Origin of the sequence: Pseudoduganella dura, from assembly GCF_009727155.1 — a bacterium.
Lineage (GTDB): Bacteria > Pseudomonadota > Gammaproteobacteria > Burkholderiales > Burkholderiaceae_D > Rugamonas > Rugamonas dura.
Genome location: NZ_WNWM01000002.1, coordinates 3,927,349 through 3,953,908, shown reverse-complemented (window position 1 = coordinate 3,953,908; position 26,560 = coordinate 3,927,349). Strand labels below are relative to the sequence as shown.

General features: G+C 66.1%; 25 protein-coding genes. 9 read left to right on the top strand and 16 right to left on the bottom strand.

The genetic code is table 11. The features are described 5' to 3' along the window. Positions 1 to 27: 27 nt before the first annotated feature. The 8 genes from paaI to paaA form a co-directional block, all read right to left on the bottom strand. Positions 28 to 480, bottom strand: a complete 453-nt coding sequence (paaI, locus tag GJV26_RS17360) for a hydroxyphenylacetyl-CoA thioesterase PaaI (RefSeq protein WP_155709932.1) — start codon at positions 478 to 480, stop codon at positions 28 to 30. Then, a complete protein-coding gene (paaH, locus tag GJV26_RS17355) occupies positions 470 to 2,026 on the bottom strand; it encodes a 3-hydroxyacyl-CoA dehydrogenase PaaH (protein ID WP_155712550.1) in 1,557 nt (518 codons plus the stop codon). The genes paaI and paaH overlap by 11 nt, the downstream gene beginning before the upstream one ends. Next, the gene (paaG, locus tag GJV26_RS17350; RefSeq protein WP_155709931.1) at positions 2,026 to 2,817 is read right to left on the bottom strand and encodes a 2-(1,2-epoxy-1,2-dihydrophenyl)acetyl-CoA isomerase PaaG; all 792 of its coding nucleotides are present in this window, start codon (positions 2,815 to 2,817) and stop codon (positions 2,026 to 2,028) included. The genes paaH and paaG overlap by 1 nt, the downstream gene beginning before the upstream one ends. An 85-nt stretch (positions 2,818 to 2,902) precedes the next feature. Beyond that, positions 2,903 to 3,985, bottom strand: a complete 1,083-nt coding sequence (gene paaE / locus GJV26_RS17345; protein WP_155709930.1) for a 1,2-phenylacetyl-CoA epoxidase subunit PaaE — start codon at positions 3,983 to 3,985, stop codon at positions 2,903 to 2,905. A 1-nt stretch (position 3,986) separates the two neighbouring features. After that, positions 3,987 to 4,526: a 1,2-phenylacetyl-CoA epoxidase subunit PaaD gene (gene paaD, locus GJV26_RS17340; RefSeq protein ID WP_155709929.1), complete on the bottom strand. Its 540-nt coding sequence runs from the start codon at positions 4,524 to 4,526 to the stop codon at positions 3,987 to 3,989. 17 nt (positions 4,527 to 4,543) lie between these two features. Further along, positions 4,544 to 5,308, bottom strand: coding sequence for a 1,2-phenylacetyl-CoA epoxidase subunit PaaC (paaC, locus tag GJV26_RS17335; protein WP_155709928.1), 765 nt, complete (start codon positions 5,306 to 5,308; stop codon positions 4,544 to 4,546). Positions 5,309 to 5,317: 9 nt separating this feature from the next. Then, positions 5,318 to 5,602 (bottom strand): 1,2-phenylacetyl-CoA epoxidase subunit PaaB, encoded by a 285-nt coding sequence (paaB, locus tag GJV26_RS17330; protein WP_155709927.1) that lies wholly within the window; start codon positions 5,600 to 5,602, stop codon positions 5,318 to 5,320. 25 nt (positions 5,603 to 5,627) lie between these two features. Beyond that, positions 5,628 to 6,617: a 1,2-phenylacetyl-CoA epoxidase subunit PaaA gene (paaA, locus tag GJV26_RS17325; protein WP_155709926.1), complete on the bottom strand. Its 990-nt coding sequence runs from the start codon at positions 6,615 to 6,617 to the stop codon at positions 5,628 to 5,630. 110 nt (positions 6,618 to 6,727) lie between these two features. Between paaA and paaX the strand changes: the two genes are divergently transcribed. After that, a complete protein-coding gene (paaX, locus tag GJV26_RS17320) occupies positions 6,728 to 7,642 on the top strand; it encodes a phenylacetic acid degradation operon negative regulatory protein PaaX (protein WP_155709925.1) in 915 nt (304 codons plus the stop codon). 25 nt (positions 7,643 to 7,667) lie between these two features. Here paaX and GJV26_RS17315 read toward each other — a convergent pair whose 3' ends face one another. Further along, on the bottom strand, positions 7,668 to 8,765 hold the full coding sequence (locus GJV26_RS17315) for a TRAP transporter substrate-binding protein (RefSeq protein WP_155709924.1): 1,098 nt from the start codon (positions 8,763 to 8,765) through the stop codon (positions 7,668 to 7,670). A gap of 119 nt (positions 8,766 to 8,884) precedes the next feature. On the opposite strand from GJV26_RS17315, the gene GJV26_RS17310 reads away from it, so the two are divergent. Continuing rightward, positions 8,885 to 10,009, top strand: coding sequence for a M14 family metallopeptidase (locus GJV26_RS17310; RefSeq protein WP_155709923.1), 1,125 nt, complete (start codon positions 8,885 to 8,887; stop codon positions 10,007 to 10,009). A 9-nt stretch (positions 10,010 to 10,018) separates the two neighbouring features. Here the strand turns inward: GJV26_RS17310 and GJV26_RS17305 are convergent, their stop codons facing one another. Beyond that, positions 10,019 to 10,771: a helix-turn-helix domain-containing protein gene (locus GJV26_RS17305; RefSeq protein WP_155709922.1), complete on the bottom strand. Its 753-nt coding sequence runs from the start codon at positions 10,769 to 10,771 to the stop codon at positions 10,019 to 10,021. A gap of 133 nt (positions 10,772 to 10,904) precedes the next feature. Between GJV26_RS17305 and GJV26_RS17300 the strand changes: the two genes are divergently transcribed. From GJV26_RS17300 to GJV26_RS17290, 3 genes are all read left to right on the top strand, one after another. Then, positions 10,905 to 11,312, top strand: a complete 408-nt coding sequence (locus GJV26_RS17300) for a hypothetical protein (RefSeq protein WP_155709921.1) — start codon at positions 10,905 to 10,907, stop codon at positions 11,310 to 11,312. Next, entirely contained in the window at positions 11,309 to 12,088 is a 780-nt protein-coding gene (locus tag GJV26_RS17295) for a DUF2145 domain-containing protein (RefSeq protein ID WP_229427895.1), read from the top strand. Before GJV26_RS17300 ends, GJV26_RS17295 begins: the two co-directional genes overlap by 4 nt. 89 nt (positions 12,089 to 12,177) lie before the next feature. After that, positions 12,178 to 13,344: a hypothetical protein gene (locus tag GJV26_RS17290; RefSeq protein WP_155709920.1), complete on the top strand. Its 1,167-nt coding sequence runs from the start codon at positions 12,178 to 12,180 to the stop codon at positions 13,342 to 13,344. Between the two features lie 48 nt (positions 13,345 to 13,392). On the opposite strand, the gene GJV26_RS17285 is transcribed toward GJV26_RS17290, so the two are convergent. The 3 genes from GJV26_RS17285 to pmbA form a co-directional block, all read right to left on the bottom strand. Continuing rightward, entirely contained in the window at positions 13,393 to 17,088 is a 3,696-nt protein-coding gene (locus GJV26_RS17285; protein WP_229419336.1) for a TonB-dependent receptor, read from the bottom strand. A 535-nt stretch (positions 17,089 to 17,623) separates the two neighbouring features. Next, positions 17,624 to 18,712, bottom strand: coding sequence for a TRAP transporter substrate-binding protein (locus GJV26_RS17280; protein WP_155709919.1), 1,089 nt, complete (start codon positions 18,710 to 18,712; stop codon positions 17,624 to 17,626). Positions 18,713 to 18,809: 97 nt separating this feature from the next. Beyond that, positions 18,810 to 20,162 carry a metalloprotease PmbA gene (gene pmbA / locus GJV26_RS17275; protein ID WP_155709918.1) on the bottom strand — a complete coding sequence of 451 codons (1,353 nt, stop codon included), beginning with the start codon at positions 20,160 to 20,162 and terminating at the stop codon, positions 18,810 to 18,812. 91 nt (positions 20,163 to 20,253) lie between these two features. Between pmbA and yjgA the strand changes: the two genes are divergently transcribed. The 3 genes from yjgA to GJV26_RS17260 are packed head-to-tail and all read left to right on the top strand — an operon-like array spanning position 20,254 to position 22,207. Beyond that, positions 20,254 to 20,865, top strand: coding sequence for a ribosome biogenesis factor YjgA (gene yjgA, locus GJV26_RS17270; protein WP_155709917.1), 612 nt, complete (start codon positions 20,254 to 20,256; stop codon positions 20,863 to 20,865). Continuing rightward, positions 20,846 to 21,526, top strand: a complete 681-nt coding sequence (gene mog / locus GJV26_RS17265) for a molybdopterin adenylyltransferase (RefSeq protein WP_155709916.1) — start codon at positions 20,846 to 20,848, stop codon at positions 21,524 to 21,526. The genes yjgA and mog overlap by 20 nt, the downstream gene beginning before the upstream one ends. Before the next feature lie 12 nt (positions 21,527 to 21,538). Beyond that, entirely contained in the window at positions 21,539 to 22,207 is a 669-nt protein-coding gene (locus GJV26_RS17260; protein ID WP_155709915.1) for an alpha/beta hydrolase, read from the top strand. A 29-nt stretch (positions 22,208 to 22,236) separates the two neighbouring features. Here GJV26_RS17260 and GJV26_RS17255 read toward each other — a convergent pair whose 3' ends face one another. After that, complete coding sequence (locus tag GJV26_RS17255; RefSeq protein ID WP_155709914.1) at positions 22,237 to 22,791, bottom strand: carboxymuconolactone decarboxylase family protein; 555 nt, start codon at positions 22,789 to 22,791, stop codon at positions 22,237 to 22,239. A 95-nt stretch (positions 22,792 to 22,886) separates the two neighbouring features. Here GJV26_RS17255 and GJV26_RS17250 point away from each other — a divergent pair, with 95 nt between their 5' ends. Further along, complete coding sequence (locus tag GJV26_RS17250; RefSeq protein WP_155709913.1) at positions 22,887 to 24,224, top strand: aspartate aminotransferase family protein; 1,338 nt, start codon at positions 22,887 to 22,889, stop codon at positions 24,222 to 24,224. A 67-nt stretch (positions 24,225 to 24,291) separates the two neighbouring features. Here the strand turns inward: GJV26_RS17250 and GJV26_RS17245 are convergent, their stop codons facing one another. Together GJV26_RS17245 and GJV26_RS17240 are read right to left on the bottom strand one after the other, a co-directional pair. Then, complete coding sequence (locus GJV26_RS17245) at positions 24,292 to 25,137, bottom strand: fumarylacetoacetate hydrolase family protein (RefSeq protein ID WP_155709912.1); 846 nt, start codon at positions 25,135 to 25,137, stop codon at positions 24,292 to 24,294. 47 nt (positions 25,138 to 25,184) lie between these two features. Beyond that, positions 25,185 to 26,486: an MFS transporter gene (locus GJV26_RS17240; protein ID WP_173346225.1), complete on the bottom strand. Its 1,302-nt coding sequence runs from the start codon at positions 26,484 to 26,486 to the stop codon at positions 25,185 to 25,187. Between the last annotated feature and the right edge of the window lie 74 nt (positions 26,487 to 26,560).

Here is a 26,560-nt window from a genome sequence, read left to right as displayed (position 1 = left end):
GGTCTCCTCCAGTTTGAAACTCGGGCTTCAGACGACCGTGCCGCCCACCCGGTGCGACTTGCCCCGGAACGTGGCGATCAGCCGGCCATCCTGGTTGACGACGTCGACGTCGTAGATGCCGGTCTTGCCGGCGAGCGCCCGCTCGACCGCCTCGGCGGTGAGCAGGTCGTCCTGGCGTCCCGGCGCCAGATAATCGATCGTGCAGCCCGCGCCCACCGTGTTGTGGTTATGGCTGTTGCAGGCAAAGGCGAACGCGCTGTCCGCCAGGGCGAAGATGAAGCCGCCGTGGCAGGTTGCGTGGCCGTTCAGCATGTCGCCGCGCACGCGCATCGACATGCGGGCGTAGCCCGGGCGGATCTCGTCGAGCGTCATTCCCAGCCCCCGGCTGGCGGGATCGCGCCCGAACATCGCCGCGCCGGCCGCCTCGGCCAGCGCCAGCGGGTCCCGGTCCGCATCCACGGGCGAGGCGTCATTCGGCATGGATGGCCTTTCCAGCGGCCTGCCGGCGGCGCAGCATCGGCGACACGCGGTAGCGGTCCTCGCCATATGTGGCGGCGAGATTATCGAGCACCGTGACGATGTGGCCCACGCCCACCGCGTCGGCCCAGGCCAGCGGCCCGCGCGGGTAGTTGACGCCCTTTTGCATCGCCATGTCCACGGCCGGTGCGCTGCACACTCCCTGGTGCACGGTGTCGGCCGCCTCGTTGGCCAGCATCGCCACGGTGCGCATTACGGCCAGGCCCGGCACGTCGTCCAGGCGCGTCACGGCGAAGCCGGCGGACTGGAACAGCGCCACGGCGGCCTGGTACGCGGCTTCGCCGCACTGGTCGGCGCGGGCCACGGCGATGCGCGTGGCGCTGGCCGCATCCAGCACGAGATCGAACACCACGGTATCGTCATGCCCGTTCGCGCTGGCGCGGGCGGTGGCGGTGCGTCCATCGGTCATGTAGATGGCGGCGCCGTTGCAATGGAACGCGGGGGCTTCGCGGTGCTGGTGACCTTCGGCGGAAACGCGCCGCGCCACCTGCATGCCATGCGCTTCGAGGCGCGCCAGCATCGGCGCCGTCAGCGCGCTGCTGGCGCCCGCCTCCAGGCTGTAGCCCACGTAGTCCGGCCGCGGGCAGGTCGGCTCATGCCTTGCCTGCGGCGGCATCGCGTTGTCGCCGTAGCGATAGGAACCGCGGCCCGATTTGCGGCCCAGGAAGCCGGCATCGACCATGTCGCGCTGCAGCACCGAGGGTGTGAAGCGGGGATCGCCGTAATACGCGTCGAACACGGATTTCGTGACGGCGTAATTGACGTCGTGGCCGATCAGGTCCATCAGTTCGAACGGTCCCATCCGGAAGCCGCCCGCCTCGCGCATCACCGCGTCCAGCGTGGCCGGATCGGCGGCGCCCTCGTTCAGCAGCCGCCACGCTTCGGCGTAGTACGGCCGTGCCACCCGGTTGACGATGAAGCCGGGCGTGGATTTCGCATGCACCGGGTTCTTGCCCCAGGCGGCGGCGATAGCGTGCACGGCTTGCGCGACGGCGCGGTCGGTGGCCAGGCCGCTGACCACTTCCACCAGCGCCATCAGCGGCACCGGATTAAAGAAATGCATGCCGGCGAGGCGTTCCGGCCGGCGCAGCGGCGCGGCGATCGCGGTCACCGAGATCGACGATGTGTTGGTGGCCAGGATCGCATCGTCCGCGACGATGCCTTCCAGCGCCATGAACAGCGCGCGCTTTGCATCGAGGTCCTCGACGATCGCCTCGATCACCAGCGCGGCATCGGCCAGCTCGTCCAGCGATGCCGCGGCATGCAGCCGGCCGCGCGCGGCTTCGGCATCGGCGGTGCTCATTTTGCCTTTCGCCGCCAGCTTGCCGAACGTGCCGGCGATATCGTCGATGGCCTTGTTCAGCGCGTCCGGCCGGGCATCGTACAGCCTGACGGTATGGCCGGCGGCCGCCGCCACCTGCGCGATGCCGGCGCCCATGGCGCCGCTGCCGACGACGGCGATGACGGAATCCCGTGCGATTGCAACCATCATTCCCCCTTGAAGTGCGGAGTGCGCTTGGCGATGAAGGCCGCCACGCCTTCGCGGTAGTCGTGGCTGTTGCCCAGCTCGCGCATCATGTCCGTTTCCAGCTTCAGCTGGGCGTGCAGCGAGTTGCAGGCACCGAGCTGCATCGCGCGCTTGGTGAAGGCAAGGCCTTTCGTGGGCGCGCAGGCGAAGTGTTCGGCCATCGCCATCGTCTCGGTCATCAGCACGTCGTCCGGCAGCGCCTTCCAGATCAGGCCCCACTGCTCGGCATGGTCGGCGGACAGCTTGTCGCCCAGCATGGCCAGCCCCATCGCCCGCGCCGGCCCGACCAGCCGCGGCAGGTGCCAGGTGCCGCCCGTGTCCGGGATCAGGCCCAGCTTGCAGAACGACTGGATGAACGAGGCCGATTTCGCGGCCAGCACGATGTCGCACGCCAGCGCCAGGTTGGCGCCGGCACCGGCCGCCACGCCGTTGACGGCGCAGATCACCGGCATCGGCAGATCCTTGATCGCCATGACCAGCGGCGCATAGTATTTCTCGACCGAGTCGCCCAGGTCGACCGGGGTGTCGCCGGCCGTCACGGCGCGGTCCGACAGGTCCTGCCCGGCGCAGAAGCCGCGGCCGGCGCCGGTGAACACCAGCACGCGCACGGAGCCGTCGGCGCGGATCCTGTCGAAGGCGTCGCGCACTTCCAGGTGCATGGCCCGGGTGAAGCTGTTCAGCTTGTCGGGACGGTTCAGCGTGAGGGTGGCGATGCCGTTCTCGATGCCGAACAGGATGTTTTCGTAGGTCATTGGCGTCTCCTTTTCACCCAGAGTCAGAGGCCGGGGTCAGACCCGATGGGTCTGACCCCAGGGGTTGCTGTGGGGGTAATTCGACTTACTCGGCCTGGTCGAAATCGATGACGACCCGGTCCGTCGCCGGAAAACCCTGGCAGCTCAGCACGAAGCCGCGCGCGATCTCGTAGTCTTCCAGCGCGTAGTTCACATCCATGTCCACCTTGCCGTCGACCACCTTGCAGCGGCATGTGGAACACACGCCGCCCTTGCACGAGTAGCGCATTTCCAGCCCGGCGCGCAGGCCGGCGTCGAGGATCGATTCCTTGTCCTTTTCCATCGTGAACGTGGCGGCGCTGCCGTCCTGGATCACGGTGACTTCGGTGAGATGATGCGCCGCCTGCGCATCGAGCTGCGCGCGCGGCGTGTGCTGGTGCTTCGGGATCGACGCGGCGAACAGCTCGACCTTGATGGCGGATTTCGGCATGCCCGCTTCCTGCAGCGCCGCCGAGACGCCGAGCATCATGTCTTCCGGGCCGCAGATGAAGGCGGTGTCGTAGTCGGCGATATCGATCCAGTGCTGCAGGAACTGCTGCGTCTTTTCCTTCGTGATGCGGCCGTTGAACAGTTCGATATCCTGCTGCTCGCGGCTCATCACGTAGACGATGTTCAGGCGATCCAGGTACAGGTCCTTCAGTTCCATCAGTTCGTTCCTGAAGATCACCGAGGAGGAGGAGCGGTTGCCGTAGAACAGCGTGAAGCGGCTGCGCGGTTCCGCCAGCAGCGTGGTCTTGACGATCGACAGGATCGGCGTGATGCCGCTGCCGGCCGCGAACGCCAGGTAGTTCCGTTCGTTCTGCGCATCGAGGGGCACGTTGAAGTGGCCCATCGGCGGCATCACTTCGATGACGGCGCCCTGCTTCAGCGATTCGTTGGCCCAGCTGGAGAACATGCCGCCCGGCGTACGCTTGATGGCCACGCGCAGCGCGCCCTCCTGAACGGCCGAGCAGATGGAATACGAACGGCGCACGTCTTCGTCGCCGATCCGCGTGCGCAGGGTCAGGTGCTGGCCCTGCCGGTATTGAAAGCTCCCCTGCAGCTTGGGCGGCACGGCGAACGTGACGGCGACGCAGTCGCGGGTTTCGTTGTGCACGCGGGCGACGGTCAGCGGATAGAATTTGCTCATCTCAGTGGCACTTGAAGTAATCGAACGGTTCGGCGCAGTCGCGGCACCTGTACAGCGCCTTGCACGGCGTGGAGCCGAACTGGCTCGTGAGCTCGGTATGCATGGAACCGCAGTGCGGGCAGGCGACCGCGGGCGCGCCGGCGCGGTGCAGCGGCGAGCGCGAGACGGCGGCGGCCAGGCCGCCGCGCAGGCCGGAAATGTCGATCACCCGCTGCGCCGGCGGGGCGATGCCGTAGCCTTGCAGCTTTTGCCTGCCCGCTTCGCTGAGCCAGTCGGTGGTCCATGCCGGCGCCAGCCGGGTGACGATGCGCACATCCGCCACGCCTTGCGCCTGCAACGCCTCGCGCACGGCCGCTTCGATCACGTGCGTGGCCGGGCAGCCGGAATAGGTGGGCGTGAGGGTGACGGTGACGCTTTGATCGTCGACATCGACGGCGCGCACGATGCCGAGGTCGACCACCGAGATCACGGGGATCTCGGGATCGGCCACGTCGGCGAGCCAGGTCCACACGGTGGCTTCATCGGGGGCGGCGGTCATCATCGCAATCACCCGCATTTTCACCACTGCGCGCCGGGATAGGCGCGCTGCAGGAACTGCATCTCGGCCAGCAGGTAGCCCAGGTGTTCGCTGTGGCGGCCCTGCTTGCCGCCCTTCTGCATCCATGCATCGGGCGACGGCATCGCCAGCGTGGCTTCGGCGAAGATCTCCGCCACGTGGGCCAGCCATTGCGCGCGCAGTTCGCTCGCGGCCGGGGCAATGCCGGCGGCCACCATCTGCCCGTCCACGCCGTCGTAGTTGAACACTTCGCCGGTGAACATCCACAGCTCGTCGGCGGCGGTTTGCGTGTATTCGTGGCTGAGCGCCGTGCCGTCGCCGAGGCGCACGACGAGGTCGCCGCTGCGGCGCAGGTGATAAGTGACTTCCTTCAGCGATTTTTCGGCGATGCCGGCGATGCGCGGGTCGGAGGACCGCACCAGCGCGCCCATCAGGAAGTAATGCCACGTGTCGAAGTAGAACTGGCGCATCAGCGTGTGCGCGTAGTTGCCGTTCGGTTGTTCGACCAGCAGCACGTTATGGAAATCGTGCGCGTCGCGCCGGTAGGCCAGCGCATCCTCGTCGCGGCCGCGGCCTTCGAGTTCGCCGGCATAGGTGAACCACAGGCGCGCCTGGCCCAGCAGGTCGAGCGCCACGTTGGTCAGCGCCATGTCTTCTTCCAGCGCCGGGCCCTTGCCGCACAGCTCGGAGAGGCGCTGGCTCAGCACCAGGGCGTTGTCGCCCAGGCGCAGCAGATACGTGGTCAAGTCAGCAGTTTTCGCGTCCATCGTGCCGCCTTACAGGTTCTTGACTTCTTCCGGCATCGGGAAGAACGTGGGGTGGCGGTAGACCTTGCTGTTGGCGGGCTCGAACAGCGCGCCCTTGTCGAACGGGCTGCTGGCGGCGATGTCCGCCGCGCGCACCACCCAGATCGACACGCCCTCGTTGCGGCGCGTGTAGACGTCGCGCGCGTTGTTCATCGCCATTTCCGCATCCGGCGCGTGCAGGCTGCCCACGTGCTTGTGGGCCAGGCCGTGCTGGCTGCGGATGAACACTTCCCACAGGGGCCATTCCTTGCTCATGCTTGTCTCCATGTATTTTTTTGAACTAGGCCGCCGCCCGGGCCTGCGCATGCTTGTCCGCATGGGCCACCAGCGCATCGCGGAACCACTGGCCGTCTTCGTAAGCCTTCACGCGCGTGCGCAGGCGCTCGCGGTTGCAGGGGCCGTTGCCTTTCAAAACCTCGTGGAACTCTTGCCAGTCGATGGCGCCGAAGTCGTAGTGGCCCCGTTCCGCATTCCATTTCAGGTCGGGATCGGGCACCGTGAGGCCAAGGAATTCGGCTTGGGGCACGGTCTGGTCGACCATGCGCTGGCGCAGCTCGTCGTTGGAGAACAGCTTGATGCGCCAGCGGCTCGATTGCGCGCTGTTGACCGATTCCGCATCCGACGGGCCGAACATCATCAGCGACGGCCACCACCAGCGGTTCAGCGCATCCTGCGCCATCGCCTTCTGTTCAGGCGTGCCGCGCGCCAGCGCCATCATGATGTCGTAGCCCTGGCGGGCGTGGAACGACTCTTCCTTGCAGACGCGGATCATCGCCCGCGCGTACGGGCCGTACGAGCAGCGGCACAGCGGAATCTGGTTGATGATCGCGGAGCCGTCGACGAGCCAGCCGATGGCGCCCATGTCCGCCCACGACAGCGTGGGGTAATTGAAGATGCTCGAATATTTCGCCTTGCCGGCGTGTAGCGCCTGCAGCAGCTCGTCGCGCGAGACGCCCAGCGTTTCGGCCGCGCTGTACAGGTACAGCCCGTGGCCCGCCTCGTCCTGGATCTTCGCCAGCAGGATCGACTTGCGCTTGAGCGTGGGCGCGCGGGTCACCCAGTTCCCTTCCGGCAGCTGGCCCACGATCTCCGAGTGGGCATGCTGCGAGATCTGGCGGATCAGCGTCTTGCGGTAAGCCTCGGGCATCCAGTCCTTCGGCTCGATCCGGATGCCGTCGTCGATGCGCGCCTGGAAGGCACGCTCCTGCTCGCTCATTTCTTCCGCGGTGCGGACGTTCTTCAGCCCGGTCTCCACCATTTGTGCGTACATGCTCGCCTCCTCCTGTTTCATCCATCATACGATACAGAATTTTATTTGAAAACGAATTTTGTGTGTCATATCCAAATTCCGTATCTTGTTCGGCTGGGTACAATGGCGGCATGAACAATGATTTGAATGACTGGATCGACCGCTTCCTGACGGAGGAGCCACCGCGCTCGAAGTCGCTGGTGATGACGATCTTCGGCGATGCGATCGTCCCCCACGGCGGGCTGGCCTGGCTGGGCAGCCTGATCGAGCTGCTGGCGCCGTTCGGCGTCAACGACCGGCTGCTGCGCACGTCCGTCTTCCGGCTGGCGCAGGAGGGCTGGCTGGTATCGCAGCGCGACGGGCGGCGCAGCAACTACACGATCACGCCGGCGGCGGTACAGCGCTTCGCGCGGGCGTACCGGCGCGTGTACGCGCCACCCAGCGTGCACTGGCACGGCAGCTGGACGTTCGTGCTCGGCACCAACGCCCTGTCGCCGGCCGAGCGGGCGTCGCTGCGCAAGGAATTGCTGTGGGAGGGCTACAGCGTGGTGGCGCCGGGCATCGCCGGGCATCCCGCCGGCAATGCCGAGGCGCTGGACGACCTGCTGGCCCGGCTGGACATGCGCGGCAAGGTGTACGTGGTGCAGGCGGCCCAGCTGCCCGGCGTGCAGGGCAAGCCCCTGGCGGACCTGATCGCCGAAGGATGGGATTTGAGCGAAGTGGCGGCGGGCTACGAACGGTTCATCGACCGCTTCGCGCCGCTACGGTCGCTGCTTGCAGCAGATCTTTCGCCGCAACAGGCATTCATCGTGCGCACGCTGCTGATCCACGCCTACCGGCGCGTGCAGCTGCACGATCCGCAGCTGCCGGTCGAACTGCTGCCGGAGCCGTGGCCGGGCGCCGCCGCCTACGATCTCGCGCGCGAGCTGTACCGGCTCACCCATGCCCTGGCTGGAGAGCACGTGCTCGCCACGCTGCAACGCGAGCAGGCCGATATCGCCGCTGCCGCGCCCGCGTTCTTCGAGCGCTTCGGTGGGCTGACCTAGCCCTGTCGAACGGTAAAAACCGGGCTCAGCGGCGGCCCGCGGTGATCAGGTAATTCTGCATCGCCGCCTCGGCCACGGACGCCCACTGGTTCTGGTCGTGCCGGAACTTCTTCCACGGCTCGTAGATCTTGCGGAATTTCGCGTTCTTCGCCGCTTCTTCCTCCATCACCGCGCCGGCGTGCCGGTAGGCCGCATCCATCACATCCTTGCCGAAGTTGTGCAGCTTCGCGCCGTTCTTCAGCAGCCGCGCCAGCGCGCCGGGGTTGCGCGCGTCGTAGCCGGCCTGCATGCGCACATGGCATTCGTACGCTGCCGCCTCGATCGCCGCCTGGTATTGCTTCGGCAACCGGTCCCATTGCCTGCCGTTGACGAGGAACGACAGCTGCGGCCCCGTTTCCCACCAGCCCGGCGCGTAGTAATGCGGGGCCACGCGCACGAGGCCGAGCTTTTCATCGTCGTAGGGGCCGACCCATTCGGCCGCATCGATCGTGCCCTTTTCGAGCGCGGCGTAGACGTCGCCGGCAGGGATCTGCTGCGGCACCACGCCCATCCGCTCCATCACGCGGCCCGCGAAACCGGCCACGCGCATCTTCAGGCCCTTCAGGTCGGCCACCGAGCGGATTTCCTTGCGATACCAGCCGCCCATCTGCACGCCGGTATTGCCGCCCATGAAATTGACGATGCCGTAGCCGCGGTAGAACTCGCGCAGCAGTTCGCGGCCGCCGCCCTGGTCGAACCAGGCCGTCTGCTGGCGCGACGTGAGCCCGAACGGCACCGCGCAATCGAAGGCGAACGTGGCATCCTTGCCGAAATAATAGTAGGCCGGCGTGTGGCCGATCTCGACCGTGCCGGCCTGCACCGCGTCCATCACCTGCAGGCCGGGCACGATCTCGCCGGCCGCGAACTGGCGGATCTGGAACCTGTCACCGGTGAGCTGGGCCACGCGCCTGGCGAATGCGTCGGCCGAGCCGTAGATCGTGTCCAGCGTTTTCGGGAAGCTCGATGCCAGGCGCCAGCTGACGGCCGGCTGCGTTTGCGCAATGGCGGGCGTGGTGATGCCGCCGGCCAGGGAAGCGGTGCCCGCCACGGCGGCGGACCGGGTCAGAAAGGAACGGCGCTGCATCGTCGGCCTCCTCTTGAATGGACGAGCCATTGTAGTCCTTCCGGCTGCGTTTCCGCTACAAAGCCGTTATCATGGCGGCCTCGCGCCACGGCGCGCCAATTCAACAACAGGGACACACAATGTCTATCAAGATCAGCAGCCAGTTCGACGCCGGCGCCATCGATCTCGTCGGCGTTACCAGCGCCGGCGACATCGACCTGAACATCCGCAGCGACTCCCACGCGGACATCACCCAGTGGTTCTATTTCCGCGTGCAGGGCGCGCGCGACGTGCCGCTGACGATCCGCTTCCTGAACGCCGGCAGCGCCGCCTACCCGGATGGCTGGAAGGATTACCAGGCGGTGGCCAGCTACGACCGCGACACGTGGTTCCGCGTGCCCACCAGCTTCGACGGCGACATGATGACGATCGAGCATGCGCCCGAGTACGACAGCGTGTACTACGCCTACTTCGAGCCGTATTCGTGGGAACGCCACCTGTCGCTGCTCGACAATGCCCAGCTTTCGCCGCTGACCGAACTGGTCGACCTGGGTTCCACCGTGGATGGCCGCGACCTGAACATGCTGGTCATCGGCGACCCGGATGCGCCGAAGAAGGTGTGGGTCATCGCGCGCCAGCATCCGGGCGAAACGATGGCCGAGTGGTTCGTCGAAGGCATGGTCGAAGCGCTGCTCGACCCGGCCGATGCGTTCGCCAGCCAGTGCCTGAAGGATGCCGTGTTCTACGTGGTGCCGAACATGAACCCGGACGGCTCGGTGCGCGGCAACCTGCGCACCAACGCGGCCGGCGCGAACCTGAACCGCGAGTGGAACACGCCGACGATGGAACGCAGCCCGGAAGTCTTCCTGGTCAAGGAAAAGATGCGGGAAACCGGCTGCGACCTGTTCCTGGACGTGCACGGCGACGAAGGCCTGCCCTACGTGTTCGTGGCCGGCAGCGATTCGCTGGAAAACTTCACGCCCGCGCAGAAGGCCGAGCAGGACAGCTTCATCGAGGACTTCAAGATCGCCAGCCCCGACTTCCAGAGCGAATTCGGCTACCCGGACGCGCCGTTTTCGCCCGAAGTGCTGACGATGGGTTCGCCGCACATCACCCACCTGTTCGGCTGCCTGTCGCTGACGCTGGAACTGCCGTTCAAGGACAACGCCAACGACCCGGACCCGGTCAACGGCTGGAACGGCGCCCGCTCGATGAAACTGGGTGCCGCGGTGCTGCAGCCGGTACTGCGCGCGCTGCGCCGGTAAGTTTTCGGTTCATTGCGCCACCGCGGCGCCTGGCCGCCGGAGCGCCGCGAAGGCCTCCGGCAGCCAGGGCCGCGCGGCCAGCATGAACGTGATGGCGCGCCGCCCTTCGTACGGCAGCCGGGCGTCGGCCTGGTGCTGCTGCGAAAAGTCGTCCGCCACCTGGCGCAGGCGTTCGAGCAGCGCGCTCGTGGAGGACGGCGACAGCATCACGCTGAACAGGCGCAGCAGCTCGCCGGGGCCGTCGAAACGCGCATCGAGGTAATCGCCGGCGGCCTCGTGCCGGAACCATGTCTGGATCGGGCCGTTCGGAATCCAGCCGAAGGTGCGCGCCACCAGCAGCTTGATGCGGTTGTTCGGCTTGAGCACCAGGAAGCCGATCCTGTCCAGCCGCAGCAGGTGTTTCACCGCTTCCGCTTCCGTCAGCGTGAACGCCGCCACGATTTCATCGACCGGCACGCCGTTCAGCGCCGCCACGGCGACCAGCAGCAGCTTCGGGTCGCCGATCAGTTCTTCCTCCTGCGCCTGCGTGAGCTGGTCGATCAGCTTCGGCGCCTCCAGCGCGGAGCGGGTCAGGTCGAGCAGGTCGATGCCGGCGGCGGCCAGCACCTCGTCGAGCCGCTGCAGCGTGAAGCTGCGTTGCGCGAACATGCGCTTGACGCTGGCTTCGGACATGCCGATGCGCCGCGCCAGTTCGGCATAGGTGATGCCATGCGCCTTCAACTCCCGTTTCAGCCCTTCCACCAGCATCACGCTGCTCGACATACGTCCCTCCTCGTCAAAAAGTATCGCTTTCCGATACTCTAGCAGGGGTGCCGCGCGACTGGCGGGATTGCGGTTGCCGGCCTGCGCGGCCGGGCCGATGATGCGTGCTCACTGTACTCATACGGAACGCATCATGAAACGCCTGCTGCTCGCCACCCTGCTCTCGCTTGCCTGTGCCACCGCTCCTGTCGCGGCGCGGGCCGCCGATGCATCCAGTCCGTCCCATGCAGCCGGCGAAGTGTCGGGCATCGTCGTCGGCGGTTCGCTCGTGTCGGTGGCGATTGCCGGCAGCGTCGTCTTCGTCGCGATGGAAAAGACCGGCGAAGGCGTCGACCTGCTGCTGCGCAGCGCGGCGGACGGCAGCCGCGCCACCGTGCGGCTGTCCGGCAAGGCGGCCGAGGGCCTGTCGGTGGCCGCCGGCACCGTGGTGGACGTGTCGGCGACGGCCACCGGCCACCTGCTGGTCGCCTCCGGCAAGGCCATCGCGTTCATCCCGAACGAAGCGGGCAAGGCGCTGCTGCATCATGCGGAGGTGAAGTGAAACAGCGGCTGCTGCTTGCGGCCTGGGTGGCGCTGGCCGCGCCCGCGTGGGCGGGCCAGCCGTGCGACGAAGCGCCGATGGCGGTGACGGACGCCGTGAAGTCGCTCGACCTCGCGCAACGCACGTTCCAGGCGCTCGATGCGAGCGGTGCCCAGGTGGCGCTGGTATCGCGCGCCGGCCAGGATCTGGGCAAGTACGGGCTGCGCTATTCCCACATGGGCATCGTGGTGCGCGACCACCCGGCCGGGCGCTGGACCGTCGTGCACGAACTGAACGGGTGCGGAACCGCGGCCTCCGCGCTATACAACGAAGGCCTGGGCAACTTCTTCCTCGCCGGCCTGTTCCGCTATGAAGCGCAGGTGGTCATTCCCGGCCCCGACGCGCAAGCGCGGCTGGCACAGCTGGTGACGACCCGCACCGCGCGCCGCCTGCACCATGCCAACTACAACATGCTGTCCTACGCCTGGTCGACGCGCTACCAGAATTCGAACCAGTGGGTGCTCGAAACGTATGCGGCGGCGGGCGCGCCCGCCGGCCAGGTGGAAACGCGCGAGGAAGCGCAGGCCTGGCTGAAGGGGGCGGGCTTCGCGCCGATCACCGTGTACGTGCCCAGCGTCACGCGGCTGGGCGCGCGCATGTTACGCGCCAACGTGGCGTTCGACGATCACCCGTTCGACCGCCGCATGGCGGGCCAGATCGACACGGTGTCGACCGATGCGGTGGTGCGCTTCGTGCGGAACGTGGATGGCGCGGCCAGGGTGATCGTCGTCGAATGACGGCATTCATGCGCATGGTTTGATCTGCCGCAAGCGAAGAGAGTTCGGCAGCGCAAAGATGGGGATTCGCCCCCACCGAGGAAACCGCCATGCGCACCCTTCTCCTGCTGGCCGCGGCATGCCTTGCCGGCTGCACGCTGCCCTACCGCCCGCCCCAGTTCCTGGAAGCGGATGCCAGGTTTCCCGGCCTGATCGATTTCACGGCGCGTGCCCCGGACCGCAAGGCGGACGTGCTGCTGGTGCACGGCATCTGCACCCACGATGCGGCATGGGCGAAGGCGACGGTGGGCACGCTGGCTGCCCAGCTGGCGGCGAACGTGACGCCGGTGCCACAGGGACAAACGCAGCGCCTGGCGGGGCCGGCCATCGAGATCGTGCCGATCGATGTCGGCACGCCGCACGGCAGGATCCGCTTCACGTCGCTGATCTGGTCTCCGCTGACGACACCGCTCAAGCAGCAGCTGTGCTACGACCAGACCGACAAATCCCCCATCTGCACCGGCGCGCCGCCGTTCACGGCCGTGCGCGCGAAACTCAATGCGAAGGTGAAGGACTGGCTGCTCGACGATTGCCTGCCCGATGCGCTGGTCTACCAGGGCGCGGCGCGCGACCAGATCCAGCTGCGGATGCGCGAAGCGATCCTGGCGGCCACCGAGGAAGCCGATCCGACGGCGCCGCTGGTGGTGATCTCGGAAAGCCTGGGCAGCAAGATCCTGTTCGACACGCTGCTGCGAATGGCGGAAGAACCGGCCGCCAGCCGCGCGGCCCAGGTGGCGGCGCGCGAGATGCGGCGGGCCGTGTGGCTGGTGATGGCCGCCAACCAGCTTCCGCTGCTGCACCTGGCGGACCAGCCGCTCGATGAAGCGGCGCGTGCGCCGTCCGGCGCGGAGGCGGGAACGGCTACGGAAAAACGGACAGTCATGCAGGCGCCGTCGCCGGACAGCCTGCAACGCCTGCTGCAGAAGCGCCGGGTACCATTGGCCAACCCATTGGCCAACCCGCTGGCCATCCCGCGCGCCGTGCCGACGCTGATGCTGGTGGCGTTCAGCGACCCCAGCGACGTGCTGAGCTATACCTTGCCGCCGGAGCGTTACCGCGAGGCGGGCGCCGGCGTGTTCAACGTGCTGGTGTCGAACGCGCCCACGTATTTCGGGTTGTTCCAGGACCCCGTGCGGGGGCACACGGAGTACCTGTCGAACCCGGATATCGGCAGCCTGATCGCCTGCGGCCGGCCGCGCAGCGCGCTGTGCCGATGATGGCGCGGCGGCAGGCGCGCGGCCTGTCGCCATCGCTTTGCTGCCCCATCAGTTGCGCAGGTTGATGCCCACCATGAGGCGCCGGCCCGGATATGCGTAGTCGTTCAGGTTCGGCGTGCCATCGGCGAATGCGGCATATTTTCCCTGGCTGTTCGACGTGCCTTCCTTGCCCAGGTTGCGGCCCTCGGCGAATACCTCGATCGAATCGTTGATGCGGTACGCGATCTTGGCATCGATGAAGCGGTTGGCATCGCGGAAGTTCGGCGAACCCGGGTTATAAGGTTGCACATTGATCCGGCTGCCGCCGCCGGCGCTCGGATAGTTGTTCACCGCGGTGCCGCCGCACGACGCGATGCAGGTGAAGTACTCGGCGACCGCCTGCACCGCCACGCGGGCCGACAGCTTGCCGTCGTCGTACCACAGCGACCAGTTGTACGAGTACTTCGACTCGCGTGCCGGCGGCAGTGGATCACCCGTGAGCAGATCCACCACGTTGACGGCAGACGTCGCCGAGCGCAGCTTCGTGTAGTTCAGGTCCACGCCCAAGTAGCGCAGGCGCCATGGCAGGAAGGTGAACGCCGTCTTCGACGAGACCTCGAAACCCTTGCGTGTGGTGGCGGCACCGTTCTCGTATGTGTTGTAGCTGAAGTCGACGTCGTCGAGCGGTGCGCCGGTTTGCGGATCGACCAGGTTCGAGCCCTGGAACACCTTCACGCCGCTGACACCGGTCGTAAATGCCGGGCCGATCTTGCCTTTCTGGCGGAACGCGGTAACCGAGAACGTCGAGTCGATGTTCGGGTACCACTCCACGGACAAGTTCTGATTACGGTTCGACTGCGGCCGCAACGCCGGATTGCCGATCGTGCCGGAGCAGCGCATGTCCGCGTCGTCGTTGGTGAGCAGGTTCCTTGCGTCAAACGTGCAGGTCCCCGATGGCAGCAGAGAACTCACGCCTGGCCGTGCCACCGATTTGGACTGGTGCCAGCGCACCACCCACTGGTCCGGCACCACCCACAGCGCCAGGTTCCAGATCGGCAGGTAATCCGTCGCGCTGGCCTGCATGGTAGTGGCTTTCGTGACCGACGCCGTCACCGTACCGCCGGCGGCATTCGGCCTCAGCGGGTCGTAATTGGCTGTCGGAACGATCGAGGTGAACGTCATGTTGCCCGACCCTTCGACCCGGGTATTGACGATGCGGACACCGGCATTGCCGTCGAACTCCATGCCAAACGGAAGCGGGCGCTCGCTGAAGGGTACATGGTCGAGCGCGAAGTCGGTCATGAGGTAGCCGGACCGGGTGCGCTCGCGGAACTTGCTCACCGGCTGCTGGTACACCTGGCCATCCGTGCCGGTGCACTCCTTGACACAGTTGTAGTTCACGTTCGGCAGGTTTGCCATGGCGAATACTTTCTCGACATCGAGCCCGGTCCAGCCATTGATCAGCTCGGCCGGACGATCTTTTGCGCCGGAAAAGAACTGGTTGGCGGCCTGATTCATCGACTGCGCGATAATGTCCTGGAACTGTGCCTGGGTCAGCACGGCCTGGCCGGACTGGATCGAGTTCGCCGCATAGGAATTGCTCGGCACATAACCGTACTGGCATGGCTTGCCGCCCGCACCCAGCGAGCCCGGTGTGTCCTGGCAGGCGATGAACGAACTGCGCACGTTGGCCGACGGCACCAGCACGGCGCGCTGGTAGCCCGCCTCGCCGTAGGTGCCAACGGCCGTCTTCGCCTCATAGCCACCGGCACCCCAGCTGTTGCCCGACGTATCGCGGAAATTGAAGCCCGTCTTCAGCCGGGTCAGGAAAGGCACTTCACCTGGCAGCGCATAGGTCAGGTCGAGCTTCGCGGTGCGTTCGCTGGTGTCGCTGATCTTGGGCGTCCATGTGATCTGCGGCGCCTGGCTCGTCAGGGGTTGCTGCGCGATCGTATAGGCCGGCACGCCGCTGACGACATTGCCGGCTGCCTTCACCGCGGCCAGGGCGGCTGATGCGGGCCGCAGCGTCGCATACTGCGCCGGTGTGGCGGCGGACGGGCCGCCGCCTTCCGGGAAGGCGTATGACCACAGGCCATTCGGCAGCACCGAGAGCGTGGCCGGTCCATAGTTGTAGGTGAAGGTGGTGCGCTTGTCGCCGCGCGTGAAATCGGACTTTGCATCGCCCGCCATAAACTCGGCCAGCAGGCCGCCCTTGCGGTAGGTACCGCCCAGCTGCAGGTAACGGCTGCTGGTTTCCATGATATTGTGGATCTGGTCCGTGCTGGCGTTGCCATCGGCGATCGTGAAACCGGTCACGTGGTGGTTCGCGTCCACCGTTACGGAAGCCGGGTTGATGTTGACAACCGAGTTCGACCATGGGTAGTTGCCGGTCCGCCATGTCGGCGTCGCATAGCTGTAGTAGCCGGACCCCGCTACTGGCACGAGCGTGTTGGTGGCGCTATTTTCAGTGTATGCCGCGCCGCTGTACGTGGGGCTGGCGGTCGCTGCCGGATTGATGGACACGCCACCGAGGCCATAGGTGAGGGCGTTGTCGTCCACGCGGCGGCGCTGGTAACTGCCTTTGCCGTATACGGTCAGCTCGTCGTTCACCTTGAAGTCCAGCCGCAGGTCGAACGAGCGGCGCTTGTCGATCTGCTTTTTCTGCATGTAGCGCAGCAATGCCGGCGTGTAGTCGTTCCACTGGTTCAGGCAGGTCAGCTGTTCGTTGCCGCGCTGGTTGATCGCACCGGTGCGGGTATTGCCTTCCTTGATCGAATTGACCTGCGCCTGTGTCAGGTTCGGAAACGCCGCATAGCAATCCGCCTTGCTTTGTGCCGCCGCCGAGCGTGTGATCAGGTCCAGCGGCGTAGCCGCGTCGAAGTAGCCACTGCCGGAAGCGAGCTCGCTGCGCACGAATGGCTGGGTGGCGCTGGCGTTGCCCGTGTCGACCGTGCCCGGTTGGTATGAAAAGGTTTTTTCCGGTGACCCGTCGAAATCGATGGCGCGGGCATAACCCGAACTGTTGGCCGAATTCTGCGCCGAGTGCCCTTCGTTGCGCACCTGCGAAGCTGAGGCGTTGAACACGACGCCCAGCCGCCCTTTGAGGAACTGGTTGGCCAGCACCAGGTTGCCGTCCGGCGTCCAGTCCTTGTTCAAGGAGGTTTGCGAGCCGGCCAGGCGCAGCGAATAGAAAGGCTTCTTGAAGTCGAGGCCTGTGCGGGTCTTGATGATCACGCCGCCACCCAACGAGCCTTCGGTCATGTCGGCGGTGGCGCCCTTGACGATGTCCACGCTTTTGATCAGGTCGGCGGAGATCTCGCGCAGTTCCACGCCCCGGCCGCTGCCGCCCCCATTGAGATCGGTGCCGCCGCCGGCCTGCACGCCCTGGCCGTCGATTTCCACCCGGGTCACGTCCGGCGAGTTGCCGCGCACGGCCACGCTGGTGCCTTCGCCGAAGTCGCCGCGTTCGACGGCGATGCCGGCGATCCGCGAGATCGCCTCGGCCACGTTCCGGTCAGGAAACGCGCCCACGTCCTCGGCCACGATCGAGTCCATCGCCGTGGCGGCGTTCTTCTTGCGTTCGATGCCGGACTGCTGCGATGCGCGGGTGGCAACCACCTGCACCTTCTGGATGGGTTCGGCGGACTCGGTGGCGGCCTGCTGCTGCGCGATCGCGGGGGTGCTGCCGGCCATCGAGGCAAGCGCCAGCGAAACGGCACCGCTCAGCGTGCCGAGCCGCGCTGGCTTCATGGTGAACCTTTGCATTTTCTACTCCACTTTTTTTAATCGAATTTTTGCTTTAACCCTGCCGGGTATATTTAAGCGGCATATCGGGAGCTTTTAACTCCCGGTATCCCATTGCTCAGCAAGTTGATTGGATAAGAAAAAGCGCAGTTGCAGCATAATTAACTTTGCCTCGCCGCGAAAACGCCCAGCGGAGCGCTTGCTGGAATCGTTATCACGATATCAATAGCGCAGAATTGCAGGAAATTGCTCATTGTATTGATCGGTTATTGACCATTCAGTGAAATTTTTGCGGCGCAACATGACCTGTCGATGGAAATCGCCTGATTGTTGTAGAAAACCAAATACGTATATTCAAGTGCACCAGCCGAACTACAGCGAGGTATTCCAGGAAGATAATTCCCTATATGCTTTTTATATACCTCGGCGCACGGCGATGCCACAAGGAAGATTCAACGGCCAAATAAGCGGCATAAAAAAAGCCGGCATGGAAATAATCCATGCCGGCTTTTATTTCAATAGTCGATCGAATAGAGTTCGCTTTAATGCCGATGCATCATTTGCCCCGCCCCGCGCTGATCAGGTAATTCTGGATCGGCGCCTCGGCCACCGAGGCCCACTGGTTCTGGTCTTGCCGGAACCTTTTCCACGGGTCGTACACCTTGCGGAATTTGGCGTTCTTCGATGCTTCCTCCTCCATCACGGCGGTGGCGGTCTTGTAGCAGGCATCCATCGTGTCGCGCGGCCAGGTGCGCAGCTTGACGCCGTTCTTCAGCAGCCGCGCCAGCGCGGTGGGGTTCTTCACGTCGTACTCGGCCTGCATCGCGACGTGCGCCTCGTAGGTGGCCACTTCGACGGCGGCCTGGTAATCCTTCGGCAGCTTTTCCCAATCCTTGATGTTCACGTAGAACGAGAACGAGGCCGACGGCTCCCACCACCCCGGCGCGTAGTAGAACGGCGCCACCTTGAAGAAGCCGAGCTTTTCATCGTCGTACGGCCCCACCCATTCGGCGGCATCGATCGTGCCCTTCTCCAGCGCCGGGTAGATGTCGCCGCCGGCCAGCTGCTGCGGCACCACGCCGAGGCGTTCGAGCACCTTGCCGGCGAAACCGGCCACGCGCATCTTGGTGCCTTTCAGGTCGGCCAGCGACTTGATCTCCTTGCGGAACCAGCCGCCCATCTGCGTGCCGGAATTCCCGCCGAGGAAATTGACGATGTTGTAGTCCTTGAAAAAGGCGCGCATCAGTTCGCGCCCGCCGCCCTGGTCGTACCACGCCGTATGCTGGCGCGACGTGAGGCCGAACGGCACCGCGCAGTCGAAAGCGAAGGTGGCGTCCTTGCCGAAGTAATAGTAGGAGGCGCTGTGGCCGCACTCGACGGTGCCGGCCTGCACGGCGTCGAGCACCTGCAGGCCGGGCACGATCTCGCCCGCCGCGAACGAGCGGATGGTGAACTTGCCGTTGGTGAGCTGGGAAATGCGGCGGGTGAAGGTATCGGATGCGCCGAAGATCGTGTCCAGCGACTTGGGAAAGCTCGAGGCGAGGCGCCAGGTGATGGTGGGCTGGGACTGTGCGATGGCCGGTGCGGCGATGATGCCCGCACCGGCGCCCGCGGCAGCCTTCGCAATGAAGCGTCGACGTTCCATACGGTCTCCTGAGGATTTTTTTTCGTAAGGGAATGCGGTTACGGAAAACGCTACTGCTCAGGACAGTGTAGGGAAACGCCGGGGACGCCGCAACCGTTCAGTTACCGGCGACCACCATCTTCTCCAGAAGGATCGAACCTGTCTGCTTCGTGCCACGGATCAGCACGTCGTTGCCGATGGCCACGATCTCGCGCAGCATGTCCTTCATGTTGCCGGCGATGGTGATTTCCTCGACCGGGTACTGGATGATGCCGTTCTCGACCCAGAAGCCGGACGCGCCGCGCGAGTAATCGCCCGTCACGTAGTTGGTGCCCTGCCCCATCAGTTCGGTGACCAGCAGGCCCGTGCCCATTTTCCTGAGCATGCCGGCGAAATCGTCTTCCGGCTGCGTGAGCGAGGACGTCAGCGCCAGGTTGTGCGAGCCGCCGGCATTGCCGGTGGTCTTCATGCCCAGCTTGCGGGCCGTGTACGTGGACAGGAAATAGCCCTGCAGGATGCCGTCCTTGACCACGTCGCGGTACTGGGTGCGCACGCCTTCCTCGTCGAACGGCGCCGAACCGATGCCGCCGACCACGTGTGGGTCCTCGGTGACCTGCACGTGGTCCGGGAAGACCTGCTGGCCGAGCGTATCGAGCAGGAACGTGGACTTGCGGTACAGCGCGCCGCCCGACGTGGCTTGCACGAACGCGCCCAGCAGGCCGGCGGCCAGCGGTGCCTCGAACAGCACCGGGCAGGTGCGCGTGGTGATCTGGCGCGCGTTCAGGCGGGCCAGCGCGCGCTCCGCCGCATAGCGGCCGATCGATTCCGGCGTGGCCAGTTTGCTCGGATCGCGCACCGAGCTGTACCAGTCGTCGCGCTGCATGTTGGCGCCCTTGCCGGCGATCGGCGTGGCCGAGATGGTGTGGCGCGAATACGGGTAGCCGCCGATGAAGCCGCGCGAGTTGGCCGAGACGAAGTGCGACTGCTGCACGTGCACGCCGGCGCCTTCGCTGTTGGTCACGCGCGGATCGACCGCGAAGCCGGCCGCCTCGGCGCGCTGCGCCAGCACGACCGCTTCCTCGGTGGTGATGGGCCACGGGTAGAACAGTTCCAGGTCGCGCGGATCGCGCTCGAGCAATTCCTCTTCCGCCAGGCCGGCCGCTTCGTCGTCCGCCGTGAAGCGGGCGATGTTGAACGCCGCTTCCACGGTGGCGCGCAGCGAAGCGGTGGAAAAGTCGGACGTCGACGCGTTGCCGCGCTTCTGGCCGACGAAGACGGTGATGCCCAGGCCCTTGTCCTTGTTCTGCTCGATCGTTTCGATCTTGCCCTTGCGAACCGATACCGACAGCCCGCTGCCCTCGCTGATCTCGACGGCGGCATCGGTGCCGCCGGTCTCGCGCGCGTAACCCAATACGTCTCGCGCGATCTGTTTCAACTGGTCCTGGCTGTGGGTGAAATGCGATTCGCTCATAGGGTGTTTTGGCCGGCTAAACTTTAAAACAGTTATCATAGCAGCCGTTTACCGATTTTACAGGCGCGCCTGAAGTGGCGCGTTCTTCATCATGCCAAATGCAAACCGCGGGGCCGTCGGCTTCGATTCCTCCGAATTCGAGGAAAAATACGACCGTCCTTCCAAGACCGAACTGAAACGCCAGTCCGACGCGCTGCAGGCGCTCGGCAATGAACTGGTCGAACAACCGCGCGACCGCGTCAAGCGCGTGCCGATGCCGGACGACGTGCGGGATGCCATCCTGGTATGCCAGACCATCAAGAACCACGAAGGCCGCCGCCGCCAGCTGCAGTTCGTGGGCAAGAAGATGCGCACCCTCTCGGAAGAGGAAGTGGCCATCATCCAGCGCACCATCGAAGGCTGGAAGGGCGCGTCGAAGGCCGATACGGCCGCGCTGCACGCGCTGGAGCGCCGCCGCGACAAGCTGCTGGCGGACGACCAGGCGCTGACCGTGCTGCTGGCCGAGCACCAGGAGCTGGACGGCCAGCACCTGCGCACGCTGATCCGCAACGCGCGCAAGGAGCAGGCCGAGAACAAGCCGCCGAAGGCGTACCGCGAGATCTTCCAGATCCTGAAGGACCTGGACACGAAGACGCGCGGCGCGGCGAAGGCTGCCGCCGACGCCGAAGGCGAGGACGACGAAGATGACGACCGCGACGACTGATGCGGCTAAGCCGGCCCCCGGGCCGGACGAGCTGGCGAACCTGCTCGTCATCGGCCTGGTCTCCGTCTCCGACCGGGCCAGCAGCGGCGTCTACCAGGACGGGGGCATTCCCGCGCTGGAAGAATGGCTCAATGGCGCGATCACCACGCCGTTCCGCGTCGAGACGCGCCTGATCCCGGACGACCGTGCCACGATCGAAGCCACGCTCGTCGAACTGGCCGATACGGTGAAATGCCACCTGGTGCTGACCACCGGCGGCACCGGCCCGGCGCGGCGCGACGTGACGCCCGAAGCCACGCTGGCGGTGGGCACGAAGGAAATGCCGGGCTTCGGCGAACAGATGCGGCAGATCAGCCTGCACTTCGTCCCGACCGCGATCCTGTCGCGGCAGGTGGCGGTGATCCGTGAATCCGACGATCGTGCCACCGCACCGCATGCCACATTGATCATGAACCTGCCGGGCCAGCCCAAGTCCATCCGGGAAACGCTGGAAGGCCTGAAGGACGATGCCGGCAACCAGGTCGCCGCGGGCATCTTCGCCGCCGTTCCCTACTGCATCGACCTGATCGGCGGCCCGTACATCGAAACCGACAGCGCCGTGTGCAAGGCATTCCGGCCGAAGTCCGCCATCAGGAACCGTGCGGCGGCCACTCCACTGTAACGAGGAAAACGCATGATTGACGTGCTACCGAACATCGAAGTCGCCACCAACGACAACCCGCAGGTCGCCATCATCTGGCTGCACGGCCTGGGCGCGGACGGCAACGACTTCGTGCCGTTCGTGCAGGAACTGAACCTGTCCGGCCTGCCCGGCATCCGCTTCATCTTCCCGCACGCGAACACGATGCCCGTGACCATCAACGGCGGCTACACGATGCGCTCGTGGTACGACATCGTCCACACCGACCTGGGGCGCCAGGAAGACGAAAAAGGCCTGCGCGCATCGCAGTTGCAGGTCGAAGCGCTGATCGCCCGTGAAAAGGCGCGCGGCATTCCCGCCCACCGCATCATCCTGGGCGGCTTCTCGCAGGGCTGCGCGATGACGCTGCAGACCGGCCTGCGCTACCCGGAAAAGCTGGGCGGCCTGCTGTGCCTGTCCGGCTACGTGCCGCTGGCCGACAAGGTGGCCGCCGAGCGCAGCCCGGCCAACCAGGACACGCCGATCTTCCTCGTGCACGGCCGGCTCGACCAGGTGATCCCGCTGGCCCGCGCCACCGCCTCGCGCGACCTGCTGCAAACGCTCGGCTACCAGGTGGAGTGGCACGATTACTACATGCAGCACTCCGTGTCGCCGGAAGAAGTGAACGACATTTCCGGCTGGCTGCACAAGATCCTGAAGTAACGAAAAACCCGGCACTGCCGGGTTTTTTTTTATTCCGGCAGCGGCGCGGCAGGCGACGGCGGCGCCGCCGTCTGCGCCGCATTCATCACCATCGCCAGGAACGTGTAGTAGCCGTTCAATCCCATCAGATCCATGACGCCGCGTTCGCCGAACAGGCGCAACGCCGCGTCGTACACATCGTCCGATACGCGCTTGCGTTCGTGCAGCTGGGTGCAGAAGTCGTACACGGCCTGCTCGTCCGGCGCCAGGCCCGGCGGCGGGCGGCGCTGTGCGATCGCGTCGATCACGGCCGCGGCTATGCCGGCCTGCGCCGCGAGCGACGCATGGATCGCCCATTCCACCTGCTGGTTCCAGTGCCGCGCGGTGACCAGGATGACCAGTTCGGACAGCCGCGTGCCGAGCGCGCTGCGGTAGCGCAGGTACGCGCCCATCTGCTGGGCTGCACCCATCAGTTCCGGGCTGCGCAGCAGCGGCACGAACGGGCCGTACAGCGCGCCGCGCGGCCCGTCGATGACGGCCCGGGCGGCAGCCTGTTGTTCCGGCGTCATATGTTCCGGGGAAATGGGCGGGAAACGGTCTGTCATATGGGAAATATTCGCTGAAAGCAGGGGAAAAATCAAAGTCTTGATGTTTCTTGAAGGCTACTGTCGACCGGAAGACCAACCACGACGAGGACATCATGACCCATATGATCCACCGGAACCTGCGCCGGACGCCACCCACCGCCGTGTGCGCGTTCGGCATGTACATGCGCGACAGCGACGGCAATACCTACCTGGATGCGAGCGGCGGCGCCGCCGTGTCGTCGCTGGGCCACAGCCACCCGGACGTGCTGGCCGCGATGGGCGCGCAGATGAAGACGACGGCCTATGCCCATTCCGGTTTCTTCACCACCGACGTGGCCGAGGAACTGGCGCAGCGCCTGGCCGCCGATGCACCGGGCGACCTGAACAACGTATACCTGGTTTCCGGCGGGTCCGAGGCTGTGGAATCGGCGTTGAAGATGGCGCGCCAGTTCTTCGTGGAGAACGGCGAACCGGAGCGCCGCGTGTTCATCGCCCGCAGGCAGAGCTATCACGGCAATACGCTGGGCGCGCTGGCGCTGGGCGGCAACGAAGCGCGGCGCAGGCAGTTCGAACCGCTGCTGATGGATGTGGCGCGCGTGTCGCCGTGCTACGAATACCGCCATCGCCCGGCCGGCCAGGACATCAACGACTATACCGCCGGCCTGATCGCCGAGCTGGAACAGACGATCCTCGAAACCGGCCCGGCCAGCATCATCGGCTTCTGCGCCGAACCGGTGGTCGGTGCGACGCTGGGCGCCGTGCCGGCCACGCCCGGCTACTTCAAGGGCGTGCGCGCGCTGTGCGACAAGTACGGCATCCTGTTCATCGCCGATGAAGTCATGTGCGGCATGGGCCGCACCGGCACGCTGTATGCGATCGAGCAGGATGGCGTAGTGCCCGACCTGGTGGCACTGGGCAAGGGCCTGGCCGCCGGCTACCAGCCGATCGGCGCCGTGCTGGCGCGCGACCACGTGGTGGAACGGCTGCGCAACGGCAGCGGCATCTTCCAGCACGGGCACACCTACAACGCGCACCCGGTGGCCGCCGCCGCCGCGCTGGCGGTGCAGAAGGTCATCCGGCGCGATTGCCTGCTGGGCGCGGCCACGGTGCGCGGCACCACGCTGCGCCGCATGCTGCGCGATGCCTTCGGCACCCATCCGCATATGGGCGATATCCGCGGGCGCGGCCTGCTGGTGGGGCTGGAACTGGTGCAGGACCGCGACACCATGCGCCCGTTCGACCCGGACCTGAAACTGTTCGCGGCTGTGAAGGAAAAGGCGATGGATTGCGGGCTGATGGTGTATCCGATGGGCGGCACCGCCGACGGCAGGCGCGGCGACCACATCCTGCTGGCGCCGCCGTTCATCGCCACCGAGGCGGACCTGGCGCAGGTCGTCACCCGGTTGTCGGACGCGGTGGCGCTTGCGCTGAAGGCGGTTACGCCGGCTTGAAGCTCGCCGGAGACAGGCATTCCGGCGGTTGTCCGTTGCGCCGCCCGGCGGCGCAACGTTCGCGGACTCAGAACTGCTGGAACCCGATCACGTCCTGCTGCTGCTCGCCGAGGCCGGCGATGCCCAGGCGCAGGAAATCGCCCTTCTTCAGGAACCGGTTGCGCGCCATGCCCACGCCGGGCGGGGTACCGGTGGTGATGATGTCGCCCGGTTCGAGCGTCATGAACTGCGACAGGTACGAAACGATCTGCGGCACCTTGAAGATCATCGTGGCCGTGTTCCCGGTCTGCATGCGCTTGCCGTTCAGTTCCAGGTACAGGTCGAGGTCGTCGACATTCCATACTTCGTCGCGCGTGACGAGCCACGGGCCCACCGGGCCGAAGGTATCGCAACCTTTACCCTTGTCCCACTGGCCGCCGCGCTCGAGCTGGTACTCGCGCTCGGAAACGTCGTTCACCACGCAGTAGCCGGCGATGAATTTTTCCGCGTCGGCCTCGCTGACGTAGCGGGCGCGCGTGCCGATGACGATGCCCAGCTCCACTTCCCAGTCGGTTTTCTTCGAACCCTTCGGCAGCATCACCGGATCGTCCGCGCCGGACAGGCTGGTGGTCGCCTTCATGAACACGATCGGTTCCTTGGGCACCGGCAGGTTCGACTCGGCGGCGTGGTCGGCGTAATTGAGGCCGATGCCGATGAACTTGCCGACCTGCCCCACCGGCACGCCGAAGCGCGGCGTGCCGCGCACCAGCGGCAGCGTGTCGTGCGGGATCTTGGCGATCTTCCTGAGCACCTTGTCCGACAGGTTGGCGCCGGCGAGATCGCCGATCACGCCGGACAGGTCGCGCAGCTTGCCTTCGTCATCGATCAGGCCAGGTTTTTCTTTACCGATGCGGCCATAACGAACCAGTTTCATTCTTCATTCTCCCACTGATGATGCGGCGGAAGCGCGCTGGCCTCCGGTCAAATGAGAGATTCTACAGTGTTCGCCGCGAGCGGCCTCCGGCGCCGCCAGACGAACCATCCGATGCCTGGGAGCTGCAGCAGCACCAGCACGAAGAATGCGGCCTGGTAGGCCGCCGCGGGATAGTGCTGCGCGGCGTCCGGCTGCCACAGGCTGACGACCAGGCCGAAGCCCGCCTGCACGGCGAAGGCCCCGGTGAAGATCAACAGGTTCAGGCACGTCGATGCGCGGCCCGTCAGCGCCGGCGGCATCGCCTGCGCCACGATCGTGTACTCGATGCCGGTGATCGTGCCCACCAGCGTGAACAGCACCGCCAGTACCGGCATGCCCGGCTGCCAGCCCATCACGAAAGCCCATTGCACGACGACGAACAGCAGCACCCCCAGGCAGGCCACGGTGATCGCATCGATACCGCGCCGGGCCGCCCATTCGGTTACCTTGCCGACGGCGATCGCGCCGACGATCACGGCGCCCATGCCGAGGTACAGCAGCCATGCCACGCCCTGTTCGGAGAAGCGGCCGACGTCGGTCAGCCAGCGGCCGATCCACAGGCCCTGGATACCGAAGAACACCATGTGCGGCACCAGCACCAGCCCGGCCGTCTCTCGGAAGACCGGGTGCTTCAATACGTTGCCGAGGCCCGCGCCATCGGATTTTTTATTCGGCGCGGCCTGTGGCGTCGGCGCCAGGATCAGGACCAGCACCGCCGCGACCACGCAGCACAGCGCCAGCACGACGAACAGCCAGCGCCAGTCGACATGTTTCAGGAACACCTGCACCGGCAAGGTGGATGTCGCGGCGCCCAGCCCGCCGGCGGCGATCAGGTACCCCTGCACCGATGGCAGCCGCGCCGGAGCGACCCACGTGGAGATGGCCTTCACGGCGCCCATGAAGCAGCCGGCCAGGCCCAGCCCCATCACAAGGCGCGCGCACAGCATTTGCGTGAAGCCGCTGCCGACCGCGAACCCCACCGTGCCCAGCGCCGCCAGCAGCAGCATCGGGAATTGCACGCGGCGCGGGCCGTAGCGGTCCAGCGCGATGCCGACCGGCAGCTGGGCCACCGCGAACGCCAGGAAGTAGGCACTGGTGAGCAGGCCCAGGTCTCCCGGCGTCAGCGCCGCCGCACCGACCAGCTGCGGCGCGAGCACCGCGTTCACCGTGCGCAGCAGGCATGACAGGTAATGCCCCAGCGCGTACGGCAGGAACACCAGGCACAATACCGCCATGCCGGACAGCCGGCCCGGCACGTGCTGCCGCCCCTGGCTGAAAAACGCCGGGGACGGCGCGGGCGCGAGCACCATGGACGGTGCCGTTGCCAGAACCGGGGATGGCGCTGGCGCGAATGCCGCCATGGACGCCGATGCCGGCGCGTGCG

Excerpts from the sequence above, each read along its gene's own strand:
- GJV26_RS17280 (WP_155709919.1), bottom strand. The coding sequence starts at position 18,712 with ATGGAACGTCGACGCTTCATTGCGAAGGCTGCCGCGGGCGCCGGTGCG.
- GJV26_RS17260 (WP_155709915.1), top strand. The coding sequence starts at position 21,539 with ATGATTGACGTGCTACCGAACATCGAAGTCGCCACCAACGACAACCCG.
- paaH (WP_155712550.1), bottom strand. The coding sequence starts at position 2,026 with ATGGTTGCAATCGCACGGGATTCCGTCATCGCCGTCGTCGGCAGCGGC.
- GJV26_RS17315 (WP_155709924.1), bottom strand. The coding sequence starts at position 8,765 with ATGCAGCGCCGTTCCTTTCTGACCCGGTCCGCCGCCGTGGCGGGCACC.
- paaC (WP_155709928.1), bottom strand. The coding sequence starts at position 5,308 with ATGGACGCGAAAACTGCTGACTTGACCACGTATCTGCTGCGCCTGGGC.
- paaG (WP_155709931.1), bottom strand. The coding sequence starts at position 2,817 with ATGACCTACGAAAACATCCTGTTCGGCATCGAGAACGGCATCGCCACC.
- GJV26_RS17310 (WP_155709923.1), top strand. The coding sequence starts at position 8,885 with ATGTCTATCAAGATCAGCAGCCAGTTCGACGCCGGCGCCATCGATCTC.
- paaD (WP_155709929.1), bottom strand. The coding sequence starts at position 4,526 with ATGATGACCGCCGCCCCCGATGAAGCCACCGTGTGGACCTGGCTCGCC.
- GJV26_RS17300 (WP_155709921.1), top strand. The coding sequence starts at position 10,905 with ATGAAACGCCTGCTGCTCGCCACCCTGCTCTCGCTTGCCTGTGCCACC.
- mog (WP_155709916.1), top strand. The coding sequence starts at position 20,846 with ATGACGACCGCGACGACTGATGCGGCTAAGCCGGCCCCCGGGCCGGAC.
- GJV26_RS17285 (WP_229419336.1), bottom strand. The coding sequence starts at position 17,088 with ATGCAAAGGTTCACCATGAAGCCAGCGCGGCTCGGCACGCTGAGCGGT.
- paaI (WP_155709932.1), bottom strand. The coding sequence starts at position 480 with ATGCCGAATGACGCCTCGCCCGTGGATGCGGACCGGGACCCGCTGGCG.
- paaA (WP_155709926.1), bottom strand. The coding sequence starts at position 6,617 with ATGTACGCACAAATGGTGGAGACCGGGCTGAAGAACGTCCGCACCGCG.
- GJV26_RS17255 (WP_155709914.1), bottom strand. The coding sequence starts at position 22,791 with ATGACAGACCGTTTCCCGCCCATTTCCCCGGAACATATGACGCCGGAA.
- yjgA (WP_155709917.1), top strand. The coding sequence starts at position 20,254 with ATGCCAAATGCAAACCGCGGGGCCGTCGGCTTCGATTCCTCCGAATTC.
- GJV26_RS17250 (WP_155709913.1), top strand. The coding sequence starts at position 22,887 with ATGACCCATATGATCCACCGGAACCTGCGCCGGACGCCACCCACCGCC.
- paaB (WP_155709927.1), bottom strand. The coding sequence starts at position 5,602 with ATGAGCAAGGAATGGCCCCTGTGGGAAGTGTTCATCCGCAGCCAGCAC.
- GJV26_RS17290 (WP_155709920.1), top strand. The coding sequence starts at position 12,178 with ATGCGCACCCTTCTCCTGCTGGCCGCGGCATGCCTTGCCGGCTGCACG.
- GJV26_RS17240 (WP_173346225.1), bottom strand. The coding sequence starts at position 26,486 with ATGGTGCTCGCGCCCGCGCCGTCCCCGGCGTTTTTCAGCCAGGGGCGG.
- paaX (WP_155709925.1), top strand. The coding sequence starts at position 6,728 with ATGAACAATGATTTGAATGACTGGATCGACCGCTTCCTGACGGAGGAG.
- GJV26_RS17245 (WP_155709912.1), bottom strand. The coding sequence starts at position 25,137 with ATGAAACTGGTTCGTTATGGCCGCATCGGTAAAGAAAAACCTGGCCTG.
- paaE (WP_155709930.1), bottom strand. The coding sequence starts at position 3,985 with ATGAGCAAATTCTATCCGCTGACCGTCGCCCGCGTGCACAACGAAACC.
- GJV26_RS17305 (WP_155709922.1), bottom strand. The coding sequence starts at position 10,771 with ATGTCGAGCAGCGTGATGCTGGTGGAAGGGCTGAAACGGGAGTTGAAG.
- pmbA (WP_155709918.1), bottom strand. The coding sequence starts at position 20,162 with ATGAGCGAATCGCATTTCACCCACAGCCAGGACCAGTTGAAACAGATC.